The following is a 15,706-nucleotide window of genomic DNA, read 5'->3' as shown; positions in this document are numbered from 1 at the left end:
GATATCTACGAGATCCCCAACCCCTGGACAGTAGAGCAGGCCGCCTGACGGCAGAGACCGTGGAGAGCCCGGTGCATGGAAACACGCACGCCGGGTTCGGCGCGCGGCCCGCAGATACGGACCGGCGGCAACACCAGCACCGCGCGGCGGGCCGACTCAACGTCGGCGAAGTTGAAGCTCTCGCAAATCTCTGCGCAGGAATCGGTGCCGACCTCGGCCTTTCGGCCCCGAGTGCGTCGGTGCCGAAGGCCCGCGGCCAGGTCAATCCGAGATCCGTGATTGACCTTTCAGGATCTGCTGGTAGTCGTTGAGCCAGCCGGTTGCCCGGTAGTCTCCGCGTCGGGTGAAGAGGGCTGCTCCAGTGGCGCCATATGGTCGTGCTGTTGTTCCTGCCGGTATTTCGGCTCGGCCCTGTGTCGCGGGGACTGTGTCGAAATCGGTTCCGGACCAGGTGACGAGGGTGGCAGTCGATGGGTGGCTCGCGGTAATTTGTCCATTCACCTCGGTGAGTGTGTAGTTGGTGGTGCGTTCCTTGAGTAGCAGCGCGTAGTCGGATTGGTCGAGTCGGCATCCGCGGGGGCGTCCGGTTTCGGTCCAATCCGGGTTGGTGCGGCCGTGATTGGTGGCTGCGGTCCACAGCTCTGGCACGATGTCCTCGACGTGGGCTGCGGTGGCCATCTGTTCACACATCCACAGCAGTCGGCCCGAGCCTCGCGGGGGCTGGCAGCGCCGCCAACGGATCCGCCGACTCAGGTCGGCGGCCACGATCGCGACCCAGGGATGGACTGTGGAGAGGAATCCCTGGCAACCGAGCCAGTGCAGGTACCGGGGAGCCTCTTCGAGGACCGGTGACAGGGTGCTGTAGGGGATCCCGCCGATCGTGCGGGCATTGCGGTGAAAAGCGCTGGGGGAATTGGCGATTGCGAGCATTGCTGCGCGGGCAAGATCTCCTTGGGCGTAGCTTGCCGTGGCGTCGTCGGGCGCCGGGTGGTCGTGTCCGGGACGGTGATCGACGGTTCCGCGCGCCCACTTCACATGCAGGACCCGGGATTTGAGTGCTTCGGACACGGCGGCGTGCGCGAGTTTCGGGACGTGTGTGGCCATGATTTCGATGAGCTCGTTCTCGGCGTCATCGGCTGATTCTGGAAGGCGGATCGAGGAAAGCGCCCGCCGAAGCTCATGACAGACAGTGGGGGAAACCATCAACCTGCCGGTCACCAGGCCGAGCTCGGTAGGAGCTAAGCCGCCGGTGTCATCGGAAGCCTGCACTTGCTGAAGGAATGCACCCTCGAGCAGGAAACCGATAGCGTGTCGTACGGGCGCCATGTCGTGGCTGCCCTGGTGATGAGCAAGAGTCTGTCTCCACCAGCGCTCAGCGTCACGCATCGACTGTATGCGCCCCTGAATTGCCTCGGCCAGCACATGTTCGGCCAGACTCGAATGGATTTGCGAGTTGACACGAAACCCCGACAGCAGCTTGCGCTGCCAAATCGCGCGCTCAGTTTCGTTGACCAATAGAAACGCCCAGCCTTGGCGCTCGCCCGCGCCCAGACGCCCAGCACGCCCGAACATCTGCTGAACGGTGGCAACGTCGATCGGCTTCATAGCGACCTCGGTGTCCTGCACCACCACCGCTCGCGCCGGCAGGTTCACGCCCGCGGCGACGGTCGAGGTGGCGACCAGGACATTCAATTCACGTTCGCGGAAGCCCTTCTCGGCCTCTTTCTTGTGCTCCCACCCCTTGTAATGCAGGCCAATTCGCGCGGTCTGGCAGACGGAGTAGACGACGTCAGTGTCATCGGGGTCGATGTGGAAAACGTCGGCGCCCCGGCTTGCCGCGATGATCAACGCCGTCCTTCTGACACTGCGTTTGCTGCCGCAGAACACCAGGACACTGCCGTCACTCTCGGACACGGCAGTGACGATGGAGGCGGTTACTCGTATCTTCGCGGCCTCGGTCAGGCTCCAATCGGCATGGTTGACCACCATCGGCAGCTGCCAGGTGAGCTGAGTAGGGCGCCAATGAACGCGGACCGTGCGTGCGTGAAGCCAGGAAGCGAGCTGATCAGCGTTGGCGACCGTCGCCGACAGCCCGACGATGCGGATACGTGAACCGTCGTCTCGTACCCGGGCGAGGATCGCTTCCAGAAACGATCCCCGCGAACTGTCGCCCAGCAGATGGATCTCGTCGACAACCAGGCACCCGACCTCCGCTAATGCCTCACGCATGGATGAAGTGCGACTCAGTGCCTCGAATTTCTCGGTGGTCGTCACCCACAGATCCGCGGACCGGATCCGCTCGGCATCGACGCGATGTTCACCGGACAATCGCTCCACCCGTAACCCTCGGCTACGCCAGCTGTCGAGCTCGCGGTTGAGCTCCTCGGTGAGCGAGCGCTGCGGCACCAGCCAGGCCGCCTTCTTGCCCTGCTCCAAGACCGTGCGCAGGACACCGACCATGCCGATCACCGTTTTCCCTGCACCGGTCGGCGCGACCACCAGCAAGTGATCATCGGTGCCGACGATCTGCGGGATGGCTTCGGCCTGGGCCGGATTCAACACCGGATGAGGAAGGAACCGCACCCATTGGGCGGGAATGATCGTCTCGGCGGGAACCGGTGGCACCGACGCGGTTTCGGTACCAGTGTGCTCGTGCCACATCAGATCGAACCCGTCGCGTGCGGCCTGGGCCGCGGCACCCGTCAAGGGGCATGGAGAGTGCGTGGCCCGGCCGTGGATGCCGACGGCGGAGGACAGACCGGCGCGCGGATCGATATTCGCGATCAGTTCCTGCTCGCGCAGATACCGCACCTCACGGTAGGGAATTCGTTGCGCGGCAAGCGTTGTCCGCAGGCTTGCGAACTGTGCGCCAGTCGGGATCAGCACGCGGACGTCGGTTCCGGGCGGGACCGCCGGTAGCGCGGTGTCAGGGTCACAGATCTTCATCCACATGATCGGTGGTGAGGGATCCGCGGGGATCGGCGCCTCATCGTCGATCGGCATCTGTGCGATCATGACCTCCATTGGCGGGCTCACCCGGCAGGACGACAACTCGGAGCCGGATGCGACGAACCTGTGCAACGCGGCCACCTTAGCCGAGGGATACGACCCATAATCCCTCGGGCCGGGTGTACTGAGCTTGGTACCGTTGCCCCAGTGTCGCTTTCGAGCACGCAGGCAGCTCGGGCCGTGCCGCTGCCCATTCCGGGTAGCCGACGAGCACTGGCCTTCCCCGTGGTAGGGGGCCTGCATTGAGGTGGATGCATGCTATTGTCCAGAAATCATCAGACCCGACACTCAGAAGCCGTCGCGAGGACCACGCCACTCATGGGTAGCTACACCGTTGTTATCTTCCCTGACACTGCGAACGGCAAGGGGGATGGCAGTGATGTCCCTCTGCTGACGATCCGGGTCGAGGCCGCCGTGCCGGAGATGCGCGTTGCCGGCATCGCCATCAAATCGACTGCTCCCGCAGGGCTGACATCCGAGGGCGTGCTCGGCATCGATATCGCGGCGATCGTGAAAGCTTTGGCTCGTCGGTTCCTGCCCGCTGATTCACCGGCAGTACCGACAGGGTCGTTGTCCTCGGCACCCACGCGACCGCCGGGACAGATGGCGCTTCCTGAAGCGAGTTCAACTCCTGCTGTCGATCCTGTTCCGACACCACGCATTGCGCAGACGGTGGGAGGAAGGGCCTACAGGAAGATGCCTGACATCGGTGAGCTCCGCGCGACATACGAACGGCTGGGCACGGTCACCGCTGTCGCCAAACACTACGGGGTCCCCCGGCACACAGCCCAGGGCTGGATGGGCCGGTTACGCAAACTCGGCCATCCCGGCGAAACCGGCGCTACGAACAATAACTAGACCGTCATCTCGAACGGACTCGGTGAGCAATGACAGACAGCTACACGATCACGATCACCAACACTCGAACCGGTGTCGTGGTCGCCACTGCAACAGTCGAGATCGGCGACGCCGGTGTGCGGCTGACCGAGGTAGGCGCTGAAATCAGCGGCGAGCACTTCGTTCCTGAAGCCCTCGCTACCTTCGACTTCCCGTTCCTCGTGCGCACCGCGAACATGTTGTCGGGCGCGTCCGCACAGGACGAACGGGTATCCGAGCCGGCTCCTTCTGTTCAGGAAAACGAGTACAAGCCACAAGAGATGCCCAGCGAGTCGTCGGCACCGCCAGCGGACAGCCGAGGCGCGACCCTCACGGATACGGCGTCATCAGAGCGGTTCCCGGCAGGTCGTGAACGCGCAAGGCCCAAACGTGATCAACGAGCAGGAGCGCCAGCGGATTTCGGTGTCACCTACTGGCGTTTGGGTAGCATCTCCAAAGTGGCCAAGCATTACGATGTGCCCCATCACATCGCGCAGGACTGGATCAAATCCCTTCAGCAACAAGGAAAACTCGCCAGCCCCTGGCCCTCGAAAACCTCACGCCCACTACGACCGAAGTGACGCAGTGCCCGCGGCTCCGTCACAATTGGCCATAGCCACTATTTTGCAGGGGCGATGGGGACTGCTTCTGGTCCTCGATGCAAATCGAGCTGCTCAACCGCTGGAAAAGGAAGACCCGGATCGAACTGGCGAACCGATCTTCGACTACATCGAGATTTTCCACAACCGTCAACGCCGTGATACTTCGTTCGGCTACCGCACCCCGATCGAGCTTGAGCTACGCGACGAGAACGACACCACCCCGCTGCCAGTTAGCCATCACGACTGGAACCCAATATCTTCCGACGGGTCACCGCTTGGGCTCGAGACGGCTGCGTCATCGAACCCAAGCGGGTCGTGGTCGTGGTCGCGACAAAACCCAGTAGACGGCTTACCGGCCTCGCGCGAGCGCGGTCCGTAGCATCGACAGGCTGCCCCGCACGATCAGTCCGGCCGCAACGAGGGGCGTGAATAGGATCCACGGTGTGCTTCGATTGTAATCGACATAGAACCGTAGCGCGCTGCGATGATGGTTACGAACCTTCCGGAATGGCGCGTGACGGGTACTGCCGCCCTCACGGTGGCGGATCTCCACGGTTGGATCCAAGACCACGCGATAACCGGCACGGTGCAGATCCAGCGCGATCTTGGTTTCCTCGAAGTACATGAAGTACCGCTCGTCGTAGCCGCCGACCGCTTCGAACGCGCTGCGGCGGAACAACATACAACACCCACTGATCCAGTCCACATCACTGACTGTGGTCGCCGGATTGCCGAAGTAGGCGCGCGTCGCTGGGTTCGACTTCCACACCGCCCCGAGCAGAGCATGCGCGATCCCGACGCCAATCGACGGGAAGCGGCGACCGGTCGGGTACGGAGTGCCGTCCAAGCGAGACACACGCGGCCCGACTACACCGATCCGATCGTCCGACCTCGCCGTTTCCACCAGCGTCGCGATTGCGCCTGCCGTGAGTCGCGTGTCCGGATTGGCGACCAAGATCCAGTCGGTCTCGAGCTCGCGAGCGCCTTGGTTGATCGCTCGTGTCAGTCCCACGTTTTCTCGATTGCGGATGACCTTTCCGTCGAATCGTTCGACAAGCTCGGCGCTGTCATCATTGGAAGCGTTATCAACAGCCACAACTTTCAGGGTTAGTGGTTCGATGGCGGCAGGCAGGGATTCCAGAAACGGGGGGAGGTCCTCGGCACTTCCATAGGTGACCAGAACAAGGCCGACGGCTTTCTCATCGCGGACGGGCATGCACGCGAACCTAGCAGGAATCACGGCACGGTGTGAGATTCGTCGGGCAGTCCCATAACCAGGGAAACAGACCAACTATCCGGCTGGTTGCCTAGCCTTCGACCTTGAACGACACTGTGACCACGCCAAAGCCGGGATCCAGCCCAGCGTCTGCGCGGTCGGGTCGAGCTTCGACAACTCCCTCGCCGAAACGATCAACGGCCTCTATGAAACCGAGTTGATCAAACCGCGGACGCCGTGGCGCACGGTCGATCACGTCGAACTGGCCACCGCCGAATGGGTGGATTGGTTCAGAGTGCCACGAGGCGCTGTGGGATCGAATGAGGTGAGAGACCTTCATCTGCCTGCTGTCGCGGCAGCAGGTTGAAGCTGGGGGCAGCCTGATCCGGGGGACGCCGGTGAGGGTAGCAAGCAGCCCCGACAACGACGGGACGCGTCGGCACTGCCAGACGACGTGGGTCCGGCAAGCAAGACGGGACGGTGTACGTGAGAAACCAGCGTCTGAGAGCTCCTCAAGTCTGTTCCCACCAGCTCGAAGCTGGTGGATCTGGGCTGGGCAGCGGCGCGCACTCGTATCACGTTGTGAGCGGGGAACTCTGGGATCGGATTTGTACCTTCGGTCCGGAGGCTACGGCGAAGAGCCGCGGCGATGTCGCGGGAGCATAGTTGGGCACCTGACCCGTCGATCGATCCGACAGTGTACGTGGGAACCCGCGCGGTGGCCCCCTTCCCGGGCCGCATCCAGTGGTCCGGTGGGAAGGCCCGTCGCCGGCCGATGCCGCCGTGCGGGGGGCGGAGGATCCGTAGTAGTCCGAGATCGGGAAAGCCGGTCACATGGCGAAGGGGTCCAGCATGTTCGCAGTCTCCGATCATCGAGTGGAGGCCACTGGTGAATACCGGTGCGCCGTGGCCGGAGCCGGAAGTGGCGTGGCTGCGGGTACGCAGGATGCAGCGGAAGCTGCACCGTTGGGCGGTGGCGATCCGGGCCGCCGGTTCGATTATCTGTTCAACCTCGTTTGTGACCCGGCTTTCCTCGTCGTGGCGTGGGACCGGGTGCGGGCAACAAGGGAGCGCGCACGGCCGGAATCGATGGAATCGCACCATGTTCCGTCGATGAGGATGCCGGGCAATTCCTGTTGCGGTTGCGTGACGACTTGAAGGAGCGCCGGTTCACGCCGGTGCCGGTGCGGGAGAAGCTGATTCCGAAGGCGAACGGCAAGATGCGTCGCCTGGGCATCCCGACCACCGCCGACAGGATCGTGCAGGCGGCCGCGAAGCTGGTGGAGAGCCGGATGCGTGGAGACATGCACGTCCGGTTCGGAGGGCAGGCCGCACTTTGCCCGGAGTTCACGCGAACTGAGGGTTTCTCGGCGGGAACCAAGGATACTCAGGGGATTTGATGCGGATAGATCCTTGGGCTCGTGCTCAACCCGGTGGATCGTGTTCTTCGGCGGGGGCGTGCAGGTTCTGTCGTGCGGCGGCACAGTATCGGATCGCTGTCGTCTCGTCGAGCCCGAACACGGCGGCAAGATGCAGTGGGTCGGGGCCGTGGATGAGTGCTTCGTCGAGTTGACGATCGACCCGTAAGGCTTCCAGGGTGGCTGCTTGGCGGCGGAATGGCGCGGTGAGCGCGTTGTCGCTGATGGGCCGGGTGCTCGACGCGGTCTGCTTGTTGATGATCAGGTGCGGATTGGCGGTGTTGGGCCAGTGTCGCCGCCGGTATTCCAGCCAGTCGATCAGGAGCCGGTGGGTGAGCTCGTCGAGAGGTCGGGTCACCGAGCCGATGGTCAGCCGCCGGTTGCCGAGGTCGATGTCGTCCAAGCGCAGGGTGCGGATGGTTTCGGGGCGGGCGGCGTGAACCGCGGCCAGCGCCAGCGCGATCCGGGCTGCCGGCGTGGTGGCGGCTTGGGTTGTGTCGTCGATTTGCTTGGGGCCGCATGGAATAATGATCGGGTCGCCGCGGTTTCCGATGCGGATCCGCGCCGCCGGATCGGCGAAGATAGTGCCGTTCTTCCTGCAGTGCCGTGCCAGCGAGCACAACGCGCCGAGTGTCCGGCGGCGCAGGTGGCCGCACAAGGCTCCGGCGACCGCACGGATGTCGCCGGAGGTGACCTCAAGCAAATGGTCGTATCGGGTGGACCATTCGACCAGCACAGGATGCGCGGCCCGCACGTACTTTCGGACGGTGGTGATGTTGCGGGGCTGGCTGCGAAGTCCACCATGGCGCAACACTCGCGCTCAGTCGCGAACACCGGCGGCGATGCCCGGGACGAGTCGGCGAGCTTGGCTTCCAGCCAGGTGTCGAAGGCCGGGACGCGATCATCGACCAGTAGTCCCATCTCGGTCAGCACTTCGGTGACCCTGGTGATGCTGATCCCATAGCGGTGCAACACACCGATCAGATCCGAGTAGCGGAATTGCTCGTTCTCGCCGTGTCCGGACAGCAGGATGACCAGCGCCCGGTCCAGTTCGGCGGCCAGCTTGATGTTCCAGCCACGGCCTTCGCCCAGCGCTCGGGCGATCCGGCGCGCTCGGACCAGTGCGGGTCTGGTGGGCTCGGCGTGGGAAGCCCAGTCGAATGCCCTTTCGGTCCCTGGCCGGTGCAGCTGTAATTGCCTGCCCTCCAACGGCTTCGGCTTCGGCGACGTAACAGCGACGACTGTGGCCCGCAAGCGGGCGCGCAGCCGCACACCGGAACGCGGACCGCGCATCTTGGTCATCGCCGCGAACCATAGTTGGTGGCAGGCGACCCGGGCGAGATCATCTTCGGTGACGATCGGCGGATCAGCAGCCAGCGCGGCGGCCTGTAGCCAACAGGGGCGGCAATGGCTGTTCTTCAACGGCACGACCCGAGCACACCCAACACAGACGGCGGCGCGATGGCGCCGCCGGAAGTCGTAGCAGGCGCGGCAAAACCCGCCATACAACACACCCCACGCCAGGCATTCGGGCAGCTCGACGCCGGTGCCTGCCGCCGAGTCTGTCTCGGCTGTGTCATCATGCCGACCTCTGATTGCTCATTCGGGTGGAAGTGACCGGCCGTCACGGCGTTTGGGTGTGACAACTGGCCCGTTGGTGCCGGTCAAGGCCTTCGGCTCGGCGTCGGCGACCGGCTGGTTGACCTTGTCGGGCTCGGGAATGAGCAGTTCCTCGACGCCGCAGCCCAGCACGGCGCAGATGATGTCAAGGTCGTCGAGCTTGATGCTGGCCGGGTTGCCCGACCACAGCCCGGACATCTTCCCGGCGCTGATCACCAGCCCGCGCTGGGCGAGTTGGCGCTGCAGCTCGCTGGCCTTCCAGATGCCGCGGTTGGCGGCGGCCAACCTCAGGTTCCACCTCATATCATCAGTCCCTTCAGACGCTGGGCGGCGCGGTCCAGCCCGGCAAGCCATGCGTCCTCGACATGCGTGCGATGAACATGGATGTAATTCATTGTCGTGGCAACCCAGGAGTGGCGGAGCGTCTCCTGGATTGCAATCAAATCCATTTCACCCGAATATAATTCGCTTGCGCAGAAATGTCGCAGAACATGCGGAGTCGGACTTTCCGGCCACGCCGGCAGGTGCCGGACCGCGGCCTCGGCCAGACCTGCCCGCAACGTCTCGCTGCTCACCCGGGCGGCGGTGCCGTCGGCGTTACGACGCTCCGAGCAGAACAGTGGCGCACCCAACCGCGCGGGATCGTCGCCGAGCTGACACCATACATCCTCAACGAACCATCTCAGGGTCCTGCCTGCGCCGTTGATCAGCGGCACCATGCGCTCGCGGGGCCACGGAACCCCGAGCGCCTTTGCCATGGCGGACATGGAGTTTGCCGAATCAGCCCAGGTCCCACTTGATATCGGCCAGATCCAGCAGGCGCGCCTCGTTGACCCGTAACCCCACTTCGCTCATCAATCGCGCTGCGGCGTAGTTGCGGGCAACAGTCCCGAACTTGCGGCAGGTCGCCAGCTCCCGGCGCCACCCGCCGAACAACCGTGCGATCTGCTCGGCGGCCAGTGGGATGCGCAGCTTGGCCTTGCACCGGCCCCGGGGCCGGTTGATCTCGTCGATCGGGCACTCGACGATCCGGCCCGTCAGGTTGTGGATCTCGATCTTGTGCCGCAGCTCCAGGAACTCGAAATTGGCCTTGAGTGCCTGCGCCCGAGCAAGTCTCGTGGGGATCAGCACCGGCCGCAGCACCATCCCGAAATACGCGTCCGCGTCCGGGGGCAGCATGTCCCACAACGGTTTCCCGAACCAGGTCCGCACCTGCCTCCAAGTGGCTGACGTCCGAGCGAATCGTGTTGTCCGACAAGCCAGCCGCGTAGCGGCGAGGACAAACCCCGCGAACACATCGGTCTCGAACCGCTCGATCTCTTCCGGGCCCGCAGGCGCACGCACCTCGCGCAGATCCCGCACGGCCGACAACCCCACCGCGCCTCCTGGCCTTCAGCTTCACCGCTGGAGCATCATCAAACGCTCGGCTCGGAATTTCTAAAGTTGAGTAAGAGCGGCCAAAAACCACCAGAATACGGAAAACCCTCAGGTCCAGCGAGGAACCCGGAGCCGAAGACTCCAACGAACTCCGGGGCTATTTTCTTGAAACCCACCGCGTCGAAAGACCGGCAGGGCGCTGTGGCCCGGCCCAACATCACCGGCGCCTCTACCAGTACTGCGGGGACATGCCGCCCGCCGAGATGGAGCCGTCTACTACGCCCGGTGTGGCTGCGGCACTCCCGTACCGACCTCGCTCCGGACCAGGTCGCCCTGCTGTGGCCGGCGTTCCTGCGCCGGTTCGAGATCGAGCACACCTTCCGCATGCTCAAACAGACCCTCGGCTGGAGCAGTCCCAAACTCCATGATCCCGCCGCTGCGGACTGGTGGACCTGGCTACTGCTGGCCGCCTACCCCCAACTACGCCTCGCCAGCAGCCTGGCCGCTGACCTCCGTCCGCCTTGGGAGAAACCTGCTGCCCTGCAAAGACTTACACCAGCCCTCGTCCGATGAAGGTATCGGCACCTGCGCGCGAAAGCCGCTTGCCCCGCGACCACCCCAGCCAGCACCAGACACCCCGCTACGACGTGCACATCAAGACAGCCGGCAACCAGCGAGCATCCGAGCCCGTCGCGCCAGGCCCACGTCGCAGACGATAAGCTCAAGCTAGACGCTGTTGGGGTTGGTGTTACTGCGCGGTGGTGGGCTTCGCTTTGCGCACGTAGAGTTGCTGTTCCACTCGTGCAACGACCGCTCCGTCGCTCGCGACGATTTCGGCGCGGTGAGTGGTAACGGACTTGCTGCCATCGGTAGTGGCGGCGCGGATCGTGTCGGTTTCCTCGGATGTGAGTTGCATTGTCGCGGTGACGGTTCCGCGTCCGGCTTTGACGAACTGGATACTGGCGAAGGTGCTCCATACGACGTAGCCGGGATCGAGCTGGTGCATCACCATGAGCGCGAAGAACGGGTCGGTCATAGCGAACAGCGTCCCGCCGAAGGCAGCACCGTTTTGATTGCCGTTCCACTGCCGCACCCGGTGGCGGACCCGAACGCTGGTCCAGTCGTCTGCGACGTGCTCGACACGAACGCCGGCGAAAAGCAGTGGCGTATACAGGTTCATCCCGATCCGGAGCATACGCGGCGAGTTGAACCTTCGGACCGGCTTGTTTCCCTGCTTCACTTCCACCCCTGTCGGTCGGCCGTCGCCGAGATGATCGCATGCGACGTTACCGATCTTGCCGCACGCCACTGCTTCGGCGGTAGCGTCGATGACTCATTGACCGGGTGGATCGAGCTCGACAGTCTTGTCGAACGGGCGATGGTGACTGCTGTGATGGATCACGGTCCAGTTGCTGATTCCGAATAGGTGCTCGAGCTCGATCGGGTCCCTGCCGTTGTTGACGTCGACTTCCTCCGAGGAACCGGTCGACACGCAGTTGGTGGGCGGTGATGCCGAGCCCGCACGGACGCGGCATGAACGAATTTCCGAGAGACCGGTGCGCTGCCGCCGACGGTAGTTCGGTTGATCAGCAGATGTGGATTCGCCGTTGTCTGCCACCGGGTTCGACGGTAGGCGAGTCACTGCCGAAGATGATGGCTCGTGGGGTTGTCGAGCGCCATACCGCGCCACCGACGTGCAGCGTCCAATTCGGGAGGTCGTCGTCGACTCAGAGGCGCGGATCTGGACTGTGTGCAGGGAGTGGGCACCGGCGAGCAGCAGAGTGAGCTCGTTGTCGGGTTGGCTCAGCGTCGTCAAAAGTTCGGCACACAGGCCGGGTCGAGGGCAACGCCGGGCGAAAGTTCCTGTCGAACAACCGGTATACGTGGTCGGGATGGTGAACACGATCTGGCGGGTCTCGAGGGTTCGAAACAGCGTGCGTGGAGCGTCCAGGTTGCGAGTTGCTTTGGTCTACCCGGAAAGCTGGTCGGTGACAGCGTCGAGGGCGACCTCGCGCAGCGAGGCATACTTGGCGGTCCAAGTGCGCAGCGGTTCGTCGAGTCGGCACACAGCCCTGAACGGTGCTGGCGCGTCGCGCGCGGGCAGCCAGTGGGACTGCCCAGCAGGGCATTGGTCCAGATGCCGGCCTCGGCGGCGATCTTCGAGCGAATACTGTTGTTGGCGTTGCGCAATCCAGTTGTCGAGCATACAGCTGTGGTCACCGGTTCGCGGCAGGGGTCGGTGAGTCATTCGATCGTCCGCAGCGCGATCAGATGCTGATCAAGCAGATGCCGGCGGATTCGCTGGGGCGACCGACCCTGGCGGCGGGTCGAACTCGTCACGGTGGACGAGCACCGCGATAAGGCTGCGAGGAGCGCACATCATCGGGTGGACGGTTTGGGCGCGTATCTCTTGACGGTCAAGCACTTTCGGTACATGCCTGCCGAGCTCACCGGCTATTCTCTCTGGTGGTCGTGGCAGACGCCGACAGGGGGTGTCAGCGGGAGCGCCGGTAGCCGCGACAGCGCCTGGCCTGCACAAGGGTGCGGGTCTAGTAGTGCCTGCAGCGGCCCGTGTAGTCGCCTGTGCTGTCCTGGCTCCACCGGCCGCCTACCCTCCGTAGTCGTGGTCTGAGCTGGGTCGACCCGCGGGAGGAAAGGTCGTGGCACTGACGACGGCGTCTGGAGCGGTTCAGGCGACCGTGACAAAACGGGTGCTCTCTGCGAAGATCGTTTCCGAGTCTAATGGGAGGGGGTTAGGGACATGCGAGAAGACGGTGTGGGGCGGCAGCGCTCGGCACAGTACGCCCTACGGGCTTGTATCTCAACCCGATAACAGGGGTTCGTTCGAGACATCCGAATTATCCAGCTTGCATCACTTAGGTCCCGCTATGCGTGTTCTGTTTGTAACGATGCCTATCGTTCCGCACTTCTACCCCATGGTGTCTCTCGCCTGGGCTTTTCGCGCCGCGGGCCATGACGTGAGGGTTGCGGGACAGCCGACGATCCATAGAGTCGTCACCGGTGCCGGACTGCCGGTTGTGAGCGTCGGTGACGGCTACAAACCCGAAGAAGACATGATGAACACGCTTCGTAGGCTTTCCGGCGGGGTCGAGAGCATCACCAGATTCGGGATGGACGAGGTACTGAACCTGCCCGTCGGAGCCCGACGTAGATTCGCCGAGGCGAGAATAGCACCCCTTGTCAGACTCGCCGAGGTCATGGCCCGCGATCTGGTTTCCTTTGTGGAATTTTGGAAGCCGGATCTCATCATAGCCGACCCCTTGGTTTTCGCAGCGCCTATCGCGGCAGAGATCTCAGGCGTGCCGTTTGTCCGAAACCTGTGGGGTCCGGACGTCATCGCGCGCTTGAATTTTCCAGGTCAGAGCATGACCGGAATGGGGCATCTGCAGGATTCGTGGCCGGAAGATCTCGTCGAACTCTATCGTTCCTTCGGCGTGAAGGTACGCTCCCACTACGCGGCCGCCAGCATCGATCCTTGCCCGACGAGCCTCCAGTTGCCAGGCGTCCCGAACCGAATCCCCATGCGATATGTGCCATACAACGGATCGGGAGTTCTGCCGTCGTGGCTGACGGAACGAAACGACCGCCGTCGGATCTGCGTCACGTGGGGCACGTCGACGACAAGGCTTCTGGGCGACTCCGGATTCCTCGTCCCCCAGATCCTGGACGCGTTGCGGGGCGTCGACGCAGAGATCGTCTTGGCGATCGGCGAGCCTGATCGGCATCTCATCACGGATTCGACGGGCGTGCGGATCGTCGAGAATCTGCCGCTGAATCTCCTGCTCCCCTCTTGCTCCCTTGTGGTGCATCCGGGCGGGGCAGGAACGATGCTCACGGCGGCCGTTCACGGGATACCGCAGGTCGGCCTGCCACAGATCGCCGACCAGCACGTCAACGCCGCACAGCTTGCTGCAACGGGGGCGGGCATTAATGTTCCTCGGGACAGTTATCAGGGGGGAATTGAGACTGCCATTCGGGAATGTTTGTCCGACAACCGATTCAATGAGTCGGCGCGACGGCTCCGTTGGGACATGCTTCGCCAGCCGACACCGGCTTCGGTTGTAGAGCAGCTGTTGGCTCTCGATCCTTACCTGCCTTAACACTGCGCGCAAGATTTCGGGGGCGTCCGAACTTTACATAGGTGTAGACCCGGTGCACTGGCAAGAAGTGAATGTAGCGATGTGCTCTCTCAGCACAGCATCTACTAGTTGGGAGATAGATCTTGTGGTCTGAGCAGGCCCGGGACGTCGAATGTCATCGAGCGCTCGGGATGATTACCGAGGATCCCGCCAACCTCGACCGTATCGTCCGTACAGCCGGCCCGGACATTATCGTCGAGGTTCTGATGGAGGAGCTCGCGTTCCGATGCCGGCCCGCGAACGAGGCGGCTTCGCTCTCGGTTCAGTATCGAGTGGACTTCGGCGCCTTTCAGCGTGATTGCCTACTGCGTATCAAGTCCGAGAGCGTCGATATCACAATGTGCAGCAGCGATGAGAGCTCTCTCGCTGTGCTCGTCTCAGTGCAGGAGCTTTGTATGGGCCTCTTCGCTGGTCGGGACAAGCCGCTTTCGCTGCTTGGTGTGCTGGTCGGCGACCCAAACCTCTGCGAGGATTTCCACGCCTGTTTCCAAGAACCCCGGGATCTGACCGAGCTGGCGGTGTTTTACGGATCGGACAAGTGGGGCATGCACCGGTATACCCCACACTACGAGTTCCATTTCGGTGGTTTTCGTGACAAGGCTGTAAGACTTCTTGAGATCGGTGTCGGCGGCCATCGCGACCCGTATTCCGGAGGCGCGTCGTTGCGCATGTGGGAAGAGTACTTCCCCCGGGGCCTCATATATGGCGTTGACATCTTCGACAAGCGCCCGCTGAACCATGGCCGGGTGCGGACGTTCGAGGGTCATCAGGCCGACCGTAGGTTCCTGGACGCGATCCTTTCGGAGACGGGGGAATTGGACATAGTCATCGACGACGGCAGCCATATCAACTCCGATGTGATCGCGTCGTTCTGTTCCATCTTCCCGCATCTGCGCGACGGCGGCCTTTACGTTATCGAGGACACGCAGACATCGTATTGGCCTGGCTATGGCGGAAGCAGCGTAGAACTGAATGACCTCAGCGTGACCATGGGGTTCTTCAAGGCGATGGTGGATGGGCTGAACTACGAGGAGTACATCGGCATCGATTACACCCCGACCTACACGGATCTCAACATAGTTAATATCAGCTTTTATCACAATTTGATCTTCATTCGCAAGGGAGACAACAGAGAGGGCACATTCCCGCTGAGCCGCCGGCGGACCCCGACGGTCGACATTCCTGTGCCGCAGGGTGAAAACAGCTAGCTCACAGGCGTTGTAGTCCGGATTTGATGTGATCGGAGATTTGGATAGTGGCGGAGCAAAATACAATCAGCAGGCTCACGGAGGCGCTTCGCTCCTCCGTGAAGGAGATCGAGCGGCTTCGCCGAGGCAATGAGAACCTGCTTACTTCATCCCATGAACCGATTGCGATTGTGGGGATGGCGTGCCGGTTGCCGGGGGGTGTGCGGTCTCCGGAAGGACT

16 protein-coding genes and 2 pseudogenes are annotated in these 15,706 nt (G+C 63.1%); 9 read left to right on the top strand and 9 right to left on the bottom strand.

The annotated features are described in order from the left end of the window. Positions 1 to 261 precede the first annotated feature (261 nt). Positions 262 to 3,015 carry a DEAD/DEAH box helicase gene (locus tag AC3EO7_RS35915; RefSeq protein ID WP_435593646.1) on the bottom strand — a complete coding sequence of 918 codons (2,754 nt, stop codon included), beginning with the start codon at positions 3,013 to 3,015 and terminating at the stop codon, positions 262 to 264. A gap of 312 nt (positions 3,016 to 3,327) precedes the next feature. Between AC3EO7_RS35915 and AC3EO7_RS35910 the strand changes: the two genes are divergently transcribed. From AC3EO7_RS35910 to AC3EO7_RS35900, 3 genes and pseudogenes are all read left to right on the top strand, one after another. Further along, positions 3,328 to 3,867, top strand: a complete 540-nt coding sequence (locus AC3EO7_RS35910; RefSeq protein WP_435593645.1) for a hypothetical protein — start codon at positions 3,328 to 3,330, stop codon at positions 3,865 to 3,867. A gap of 29 nt (positions 3,868 to 3,896) precedes the next feature. Further along, positions 3,897 to 4,466, top strand: a complete 570-nt coding sequence (locus tag AC3EO7_RS35905; RefSeq protein WP_435593644.1) for a hypothetical protein — start codon at positions 3,897 to 3,899, stop codon at positions 4,464 to 4,466. A 50-nt stretch (positions 4,467 to 4,516) separates the two neighbouring features. After that, positions 4,517 to 4,686: pseudogene (locus AC3EO7_RS35900) on the top strand (IS3 family transposase); the annotation flags it as partial. Between the two features lie 150 nt (positions 4,687 to 4,836). On the opposite strand, the gene AC3EO7_RS35895 reads toward AC3EO7_RS35900, so the two are convergent. After that, positions 4,837 to 5,703: a glycosyltransferase family 2 protein gene (locus AC3EO7_RS35895; RefSeq protein WP_435593643.1), complete on the bottom strand. Its 867-nt coding sequence runs from the start codon at positions 5,701 to 5,703 to the stop codon at positions 4,837 to 4,839. 124 nt (positions 5,704 to 5,827) lie between these two features. On the opposite strand from AC3EO7_RS35895, the pseudogene AC3EO7_RS35890 reads away from it, so the two are divergent. Together AC3EO7_RS35890 and AC3EO7_RS35885 are read left to right on the top strand one after the other, a co-directional pair. After that, positions 5,828 to 6,070 (top strand): annotated as a pseudogene (locus AC3EO7_RS35890) (integrase core domain-containing protein); the annotation flags it as partial. A gap of 676 nt (positions 6,071 to 6,746) precedes the next feature. Further along, on the top strand, positions 6,747 to 7,103 hold the full coding sequence (locus AC3EO7_RS35885) for a hypothetical protein (protein ID WP_435593642.1): 357 nt from the start codon (positions 6,747 to 6,749) through the stop codon (positions 7,101 to 7,103). Between the two features lie 25 nt (positions 7,104 to 7,128). Here AC3EO7_RS35885 and AC3EO7_RS35880 read toward each other — a convergent pair whose 3' ends face one another. From AC3EO7_RS35880 to AC3EO7_RS35865, 4 genes are all read right to left on the bottom strand, one after another. After that, on the bottom strand, positions 7,129 to 7,935 hold the full coding sequence (locus tag AC3EO7_RS35880) for an integrase (protein WP_435593641.1): 807 nt from the start codon (positions 7,933 to 7,935) through the stop codon (positions 7,129 to 7,131). Between the two features lie 785 nt (positions 7,936 to 8,720). Continuing rightward, entirely contained in the window at positions 8,721 to 9,044 is a 324-nt protein-coding gene (locus AC3EO7_RS35875; RefSeq protein WP_435593640.1) for a helix-turn-helix domain-containing protein, read from the bottom strand. Continuing rightward, positions 9,041 to 9,499, bottom strand: a complete 459-nt coding sequence (locus AC3EO7_RS35870) for a tyrosine-type recombinase/integrase (RefSeq protein WP_435593639.1) — start codon at positions 9,497 to 9,499, stop codon at positions 9,041 to 9,043. Before AC3EO7_RS35870 ends, AC3EO7_RS35875 begins: the two co-directional genes overlap by 4 nt. A 22-nt stretch (positions 9,500 to 9,521) precedes the next feature. Beyond that, the gene (locus tag AC3EO7_RS35865; protein ID WP_435593638.1) at positions 9,522 to 10,103 is read right to left on the bottom strand and encodes a hypothetical protein; all 582 of its coding nucleotides are present in this window, start codon (positions 10,101 to 10,103) and stop codon (positions 9,522 to 9,524) included. A gap of 300 nt (positions 10,104 to 10,403) precedes the next feature. Between AC3EO7_RS35865 and AC3EO7_RS35860 the strand changes: the two genes are divergently transcribed. Continuing rightward, on the top strand, positions 10,404 to 10,691 hold the full coding sequence (locus AC3EO7_RS35860; RefSeq protein ID WP_435593637.1) for a hypothetical protein: 288 nt from the start codon (positions 10,404 to 10,406) through the stop codon (positions 10,689 to 10,691). A 175-nt stretch (positions 10,692 to 10,866) separates the two neighbouring features. Here the strand turns inward: AC3EO7_RS35860 and AC3EO7_RS35855 are convergent, their stop codons facing one another. The 3 genes from AC3EO7_RS35855 to AC3EO7_RS35845 form a co-directional block, all read right to left on the bottom strand. Continuing rightward, on the bottom strand, positions 10,867 to 11,427 hold the full coding sequence (locus tag AC3EO7_RS35855; RefSeq protein WP_435593636.1) for a PaaI family thioesterase: 561 nt from the start codon (positions 11,425 to 11,427) through the stop codon (positions 10,867 to 10,869). Between the two features lie 24 nt (positions 11,428 to 11,451). Then, positions 11,452 to 11,736, bottom strand: a complete 285-nt coding sequence (locus AC3EO7_RS35850) for a hypothetical protein (protein WP_435593635.1) — start codon at positions 11,734 to 11,736, stop codon at positions 11,452 to 11,454. Between the two features lie 351 nt (positions 11,737 to 12,087). Continuing rightward, the gene (locus tag AC3EO7_RS35845; RefSeq protein WP_435593634.1) at positions 12,088 to 12,324 is read right to left on the bottom strand and encodes a hypothetical protein; all 237 of its coding nucleotides are present in this window, start codon (positions 12,322 to 12,324) and stop codon (positions 12,088 to 12,090) included. Between the two features lie 682 nt (positions 12,325 to 13,006). Between AC3EO7_RS35845 and AC3EO7_RS35840 the strand changes: the two genes are divergently transcribed. From AC3EO7_RS35840 to AC3EO7_RS35830, 3 genes are all read left to right on the top strand, one after another. Then, positions 13,007 to 14,239 (top strand): nucleotide disphospho-sugar-binding domain-containing protein, encoded by a 1,233-nt coding sequence (locus tag AC3EO7_RS35840; protein WP_435593633.1) that lies wholly within the window; start codon positions 13,007 to 13,009, stop codon positions 14,237 to 14,239. A gap of 170 nt (positions 14,240 to 14,409) precedes the next feature. Then, entirely contained in the window at positions 14,410 to 15,486 is a 1,077-nt protein-coding gene (locus tag AC3EO7_RS35835) for a hypothetical protein (protein WP_435593632.1), read from the top strand. Between the two features lie 47 nt (positions 15,487 to 15,533). Then, positions 15,534 to 15,706: polyketide synthase docking domain-containing protein (locus AC3EO7_RS35830; protein ID WP_435593651.1), on the top strand; the 173-nt coding region annotated here is incomplete at its 3' end.

The sequence above is a fragment of the Nocardia sp. bgisy118 genome (assembly GCF_057708605.1).
The sequence above is the reverse complement of the archived record's forward strand: the minus strand, read 5'-3'. Positions and strand labels throughout refer to the sequence as shown.

What these genes read in the sequence shown, in the direction of transcription:
- AC3EO7_RS35915 (WP_435593646.1), bottom strand. Translation starts at nt 3,015, where the DNA reads ATGATCGCACAGATGCCGATCGACGATGAGGCGCCGATCCCCGCGGAT.
- AC3EO7_RS35910 (WP_435593645.1), top strand. Translation starts at nt 3,328, where the DNA reads ATGGGTAGCTACACCGTTGTTATCTTCCCTGACACTGCGAACGGCAAG.
- AC3EO7_RS35905 (WP_435593644.1), top strand. Translation starts at nt 3,897, where the DNA reads ATGACAGACAGCTACACGATCACGATCACCAACACTCGAACCGGTGTC.
- AC3EO7_RS35895 (WP_435593643.1), bottom strand. Translation starts at nt 5,703, where the DNA reads ATGCCCGTCCGCGATGAGAAAGCCGTCGGCCTTGTTCTGGTCACCTAT.
- AC3EO7_RS35875 (WP_435593640.1), bottom strand. Translation starts at nt 9,044, where the DNA reads ATGAGGTGGAACCTGAGGTTGGCCGCCGCCAACCGCGGCATCTGGAAG.
- AC3EO7_RS35870 (WP_435593639.1), bottom strand. Translation starts at nt 9,499, where the DNA reads ATGGCAAAGGCGCTCGGGGTTCCGTGGCCCCGCGAGCGCATGGTGCCG.
- AC3EO7_RS35845 (WP_435593634.1), bottom strand. Translation starts at nt 12,324, where the DNA reads ATGCTCGACAACTGGATTGCGCAACGCCAACAACAGTATTCGCTCGAA.
- AC3EO7_RS35840 (WP_435593633.1), top strand. Translation starts at nt 13,007, where the DNA reads ATGCGTGTTCTGTTTGTAACGATGCCTATCGTTCCGCACTTCTACCCC.
- AC3EO7_RS35835 (WP_435593632.1), top strand. Translation starts at nt 14,410, where the DNA reads ATGATTACCGAGGATCCCGCCAACCTCGACCGTATCGTCCGTACAGCC.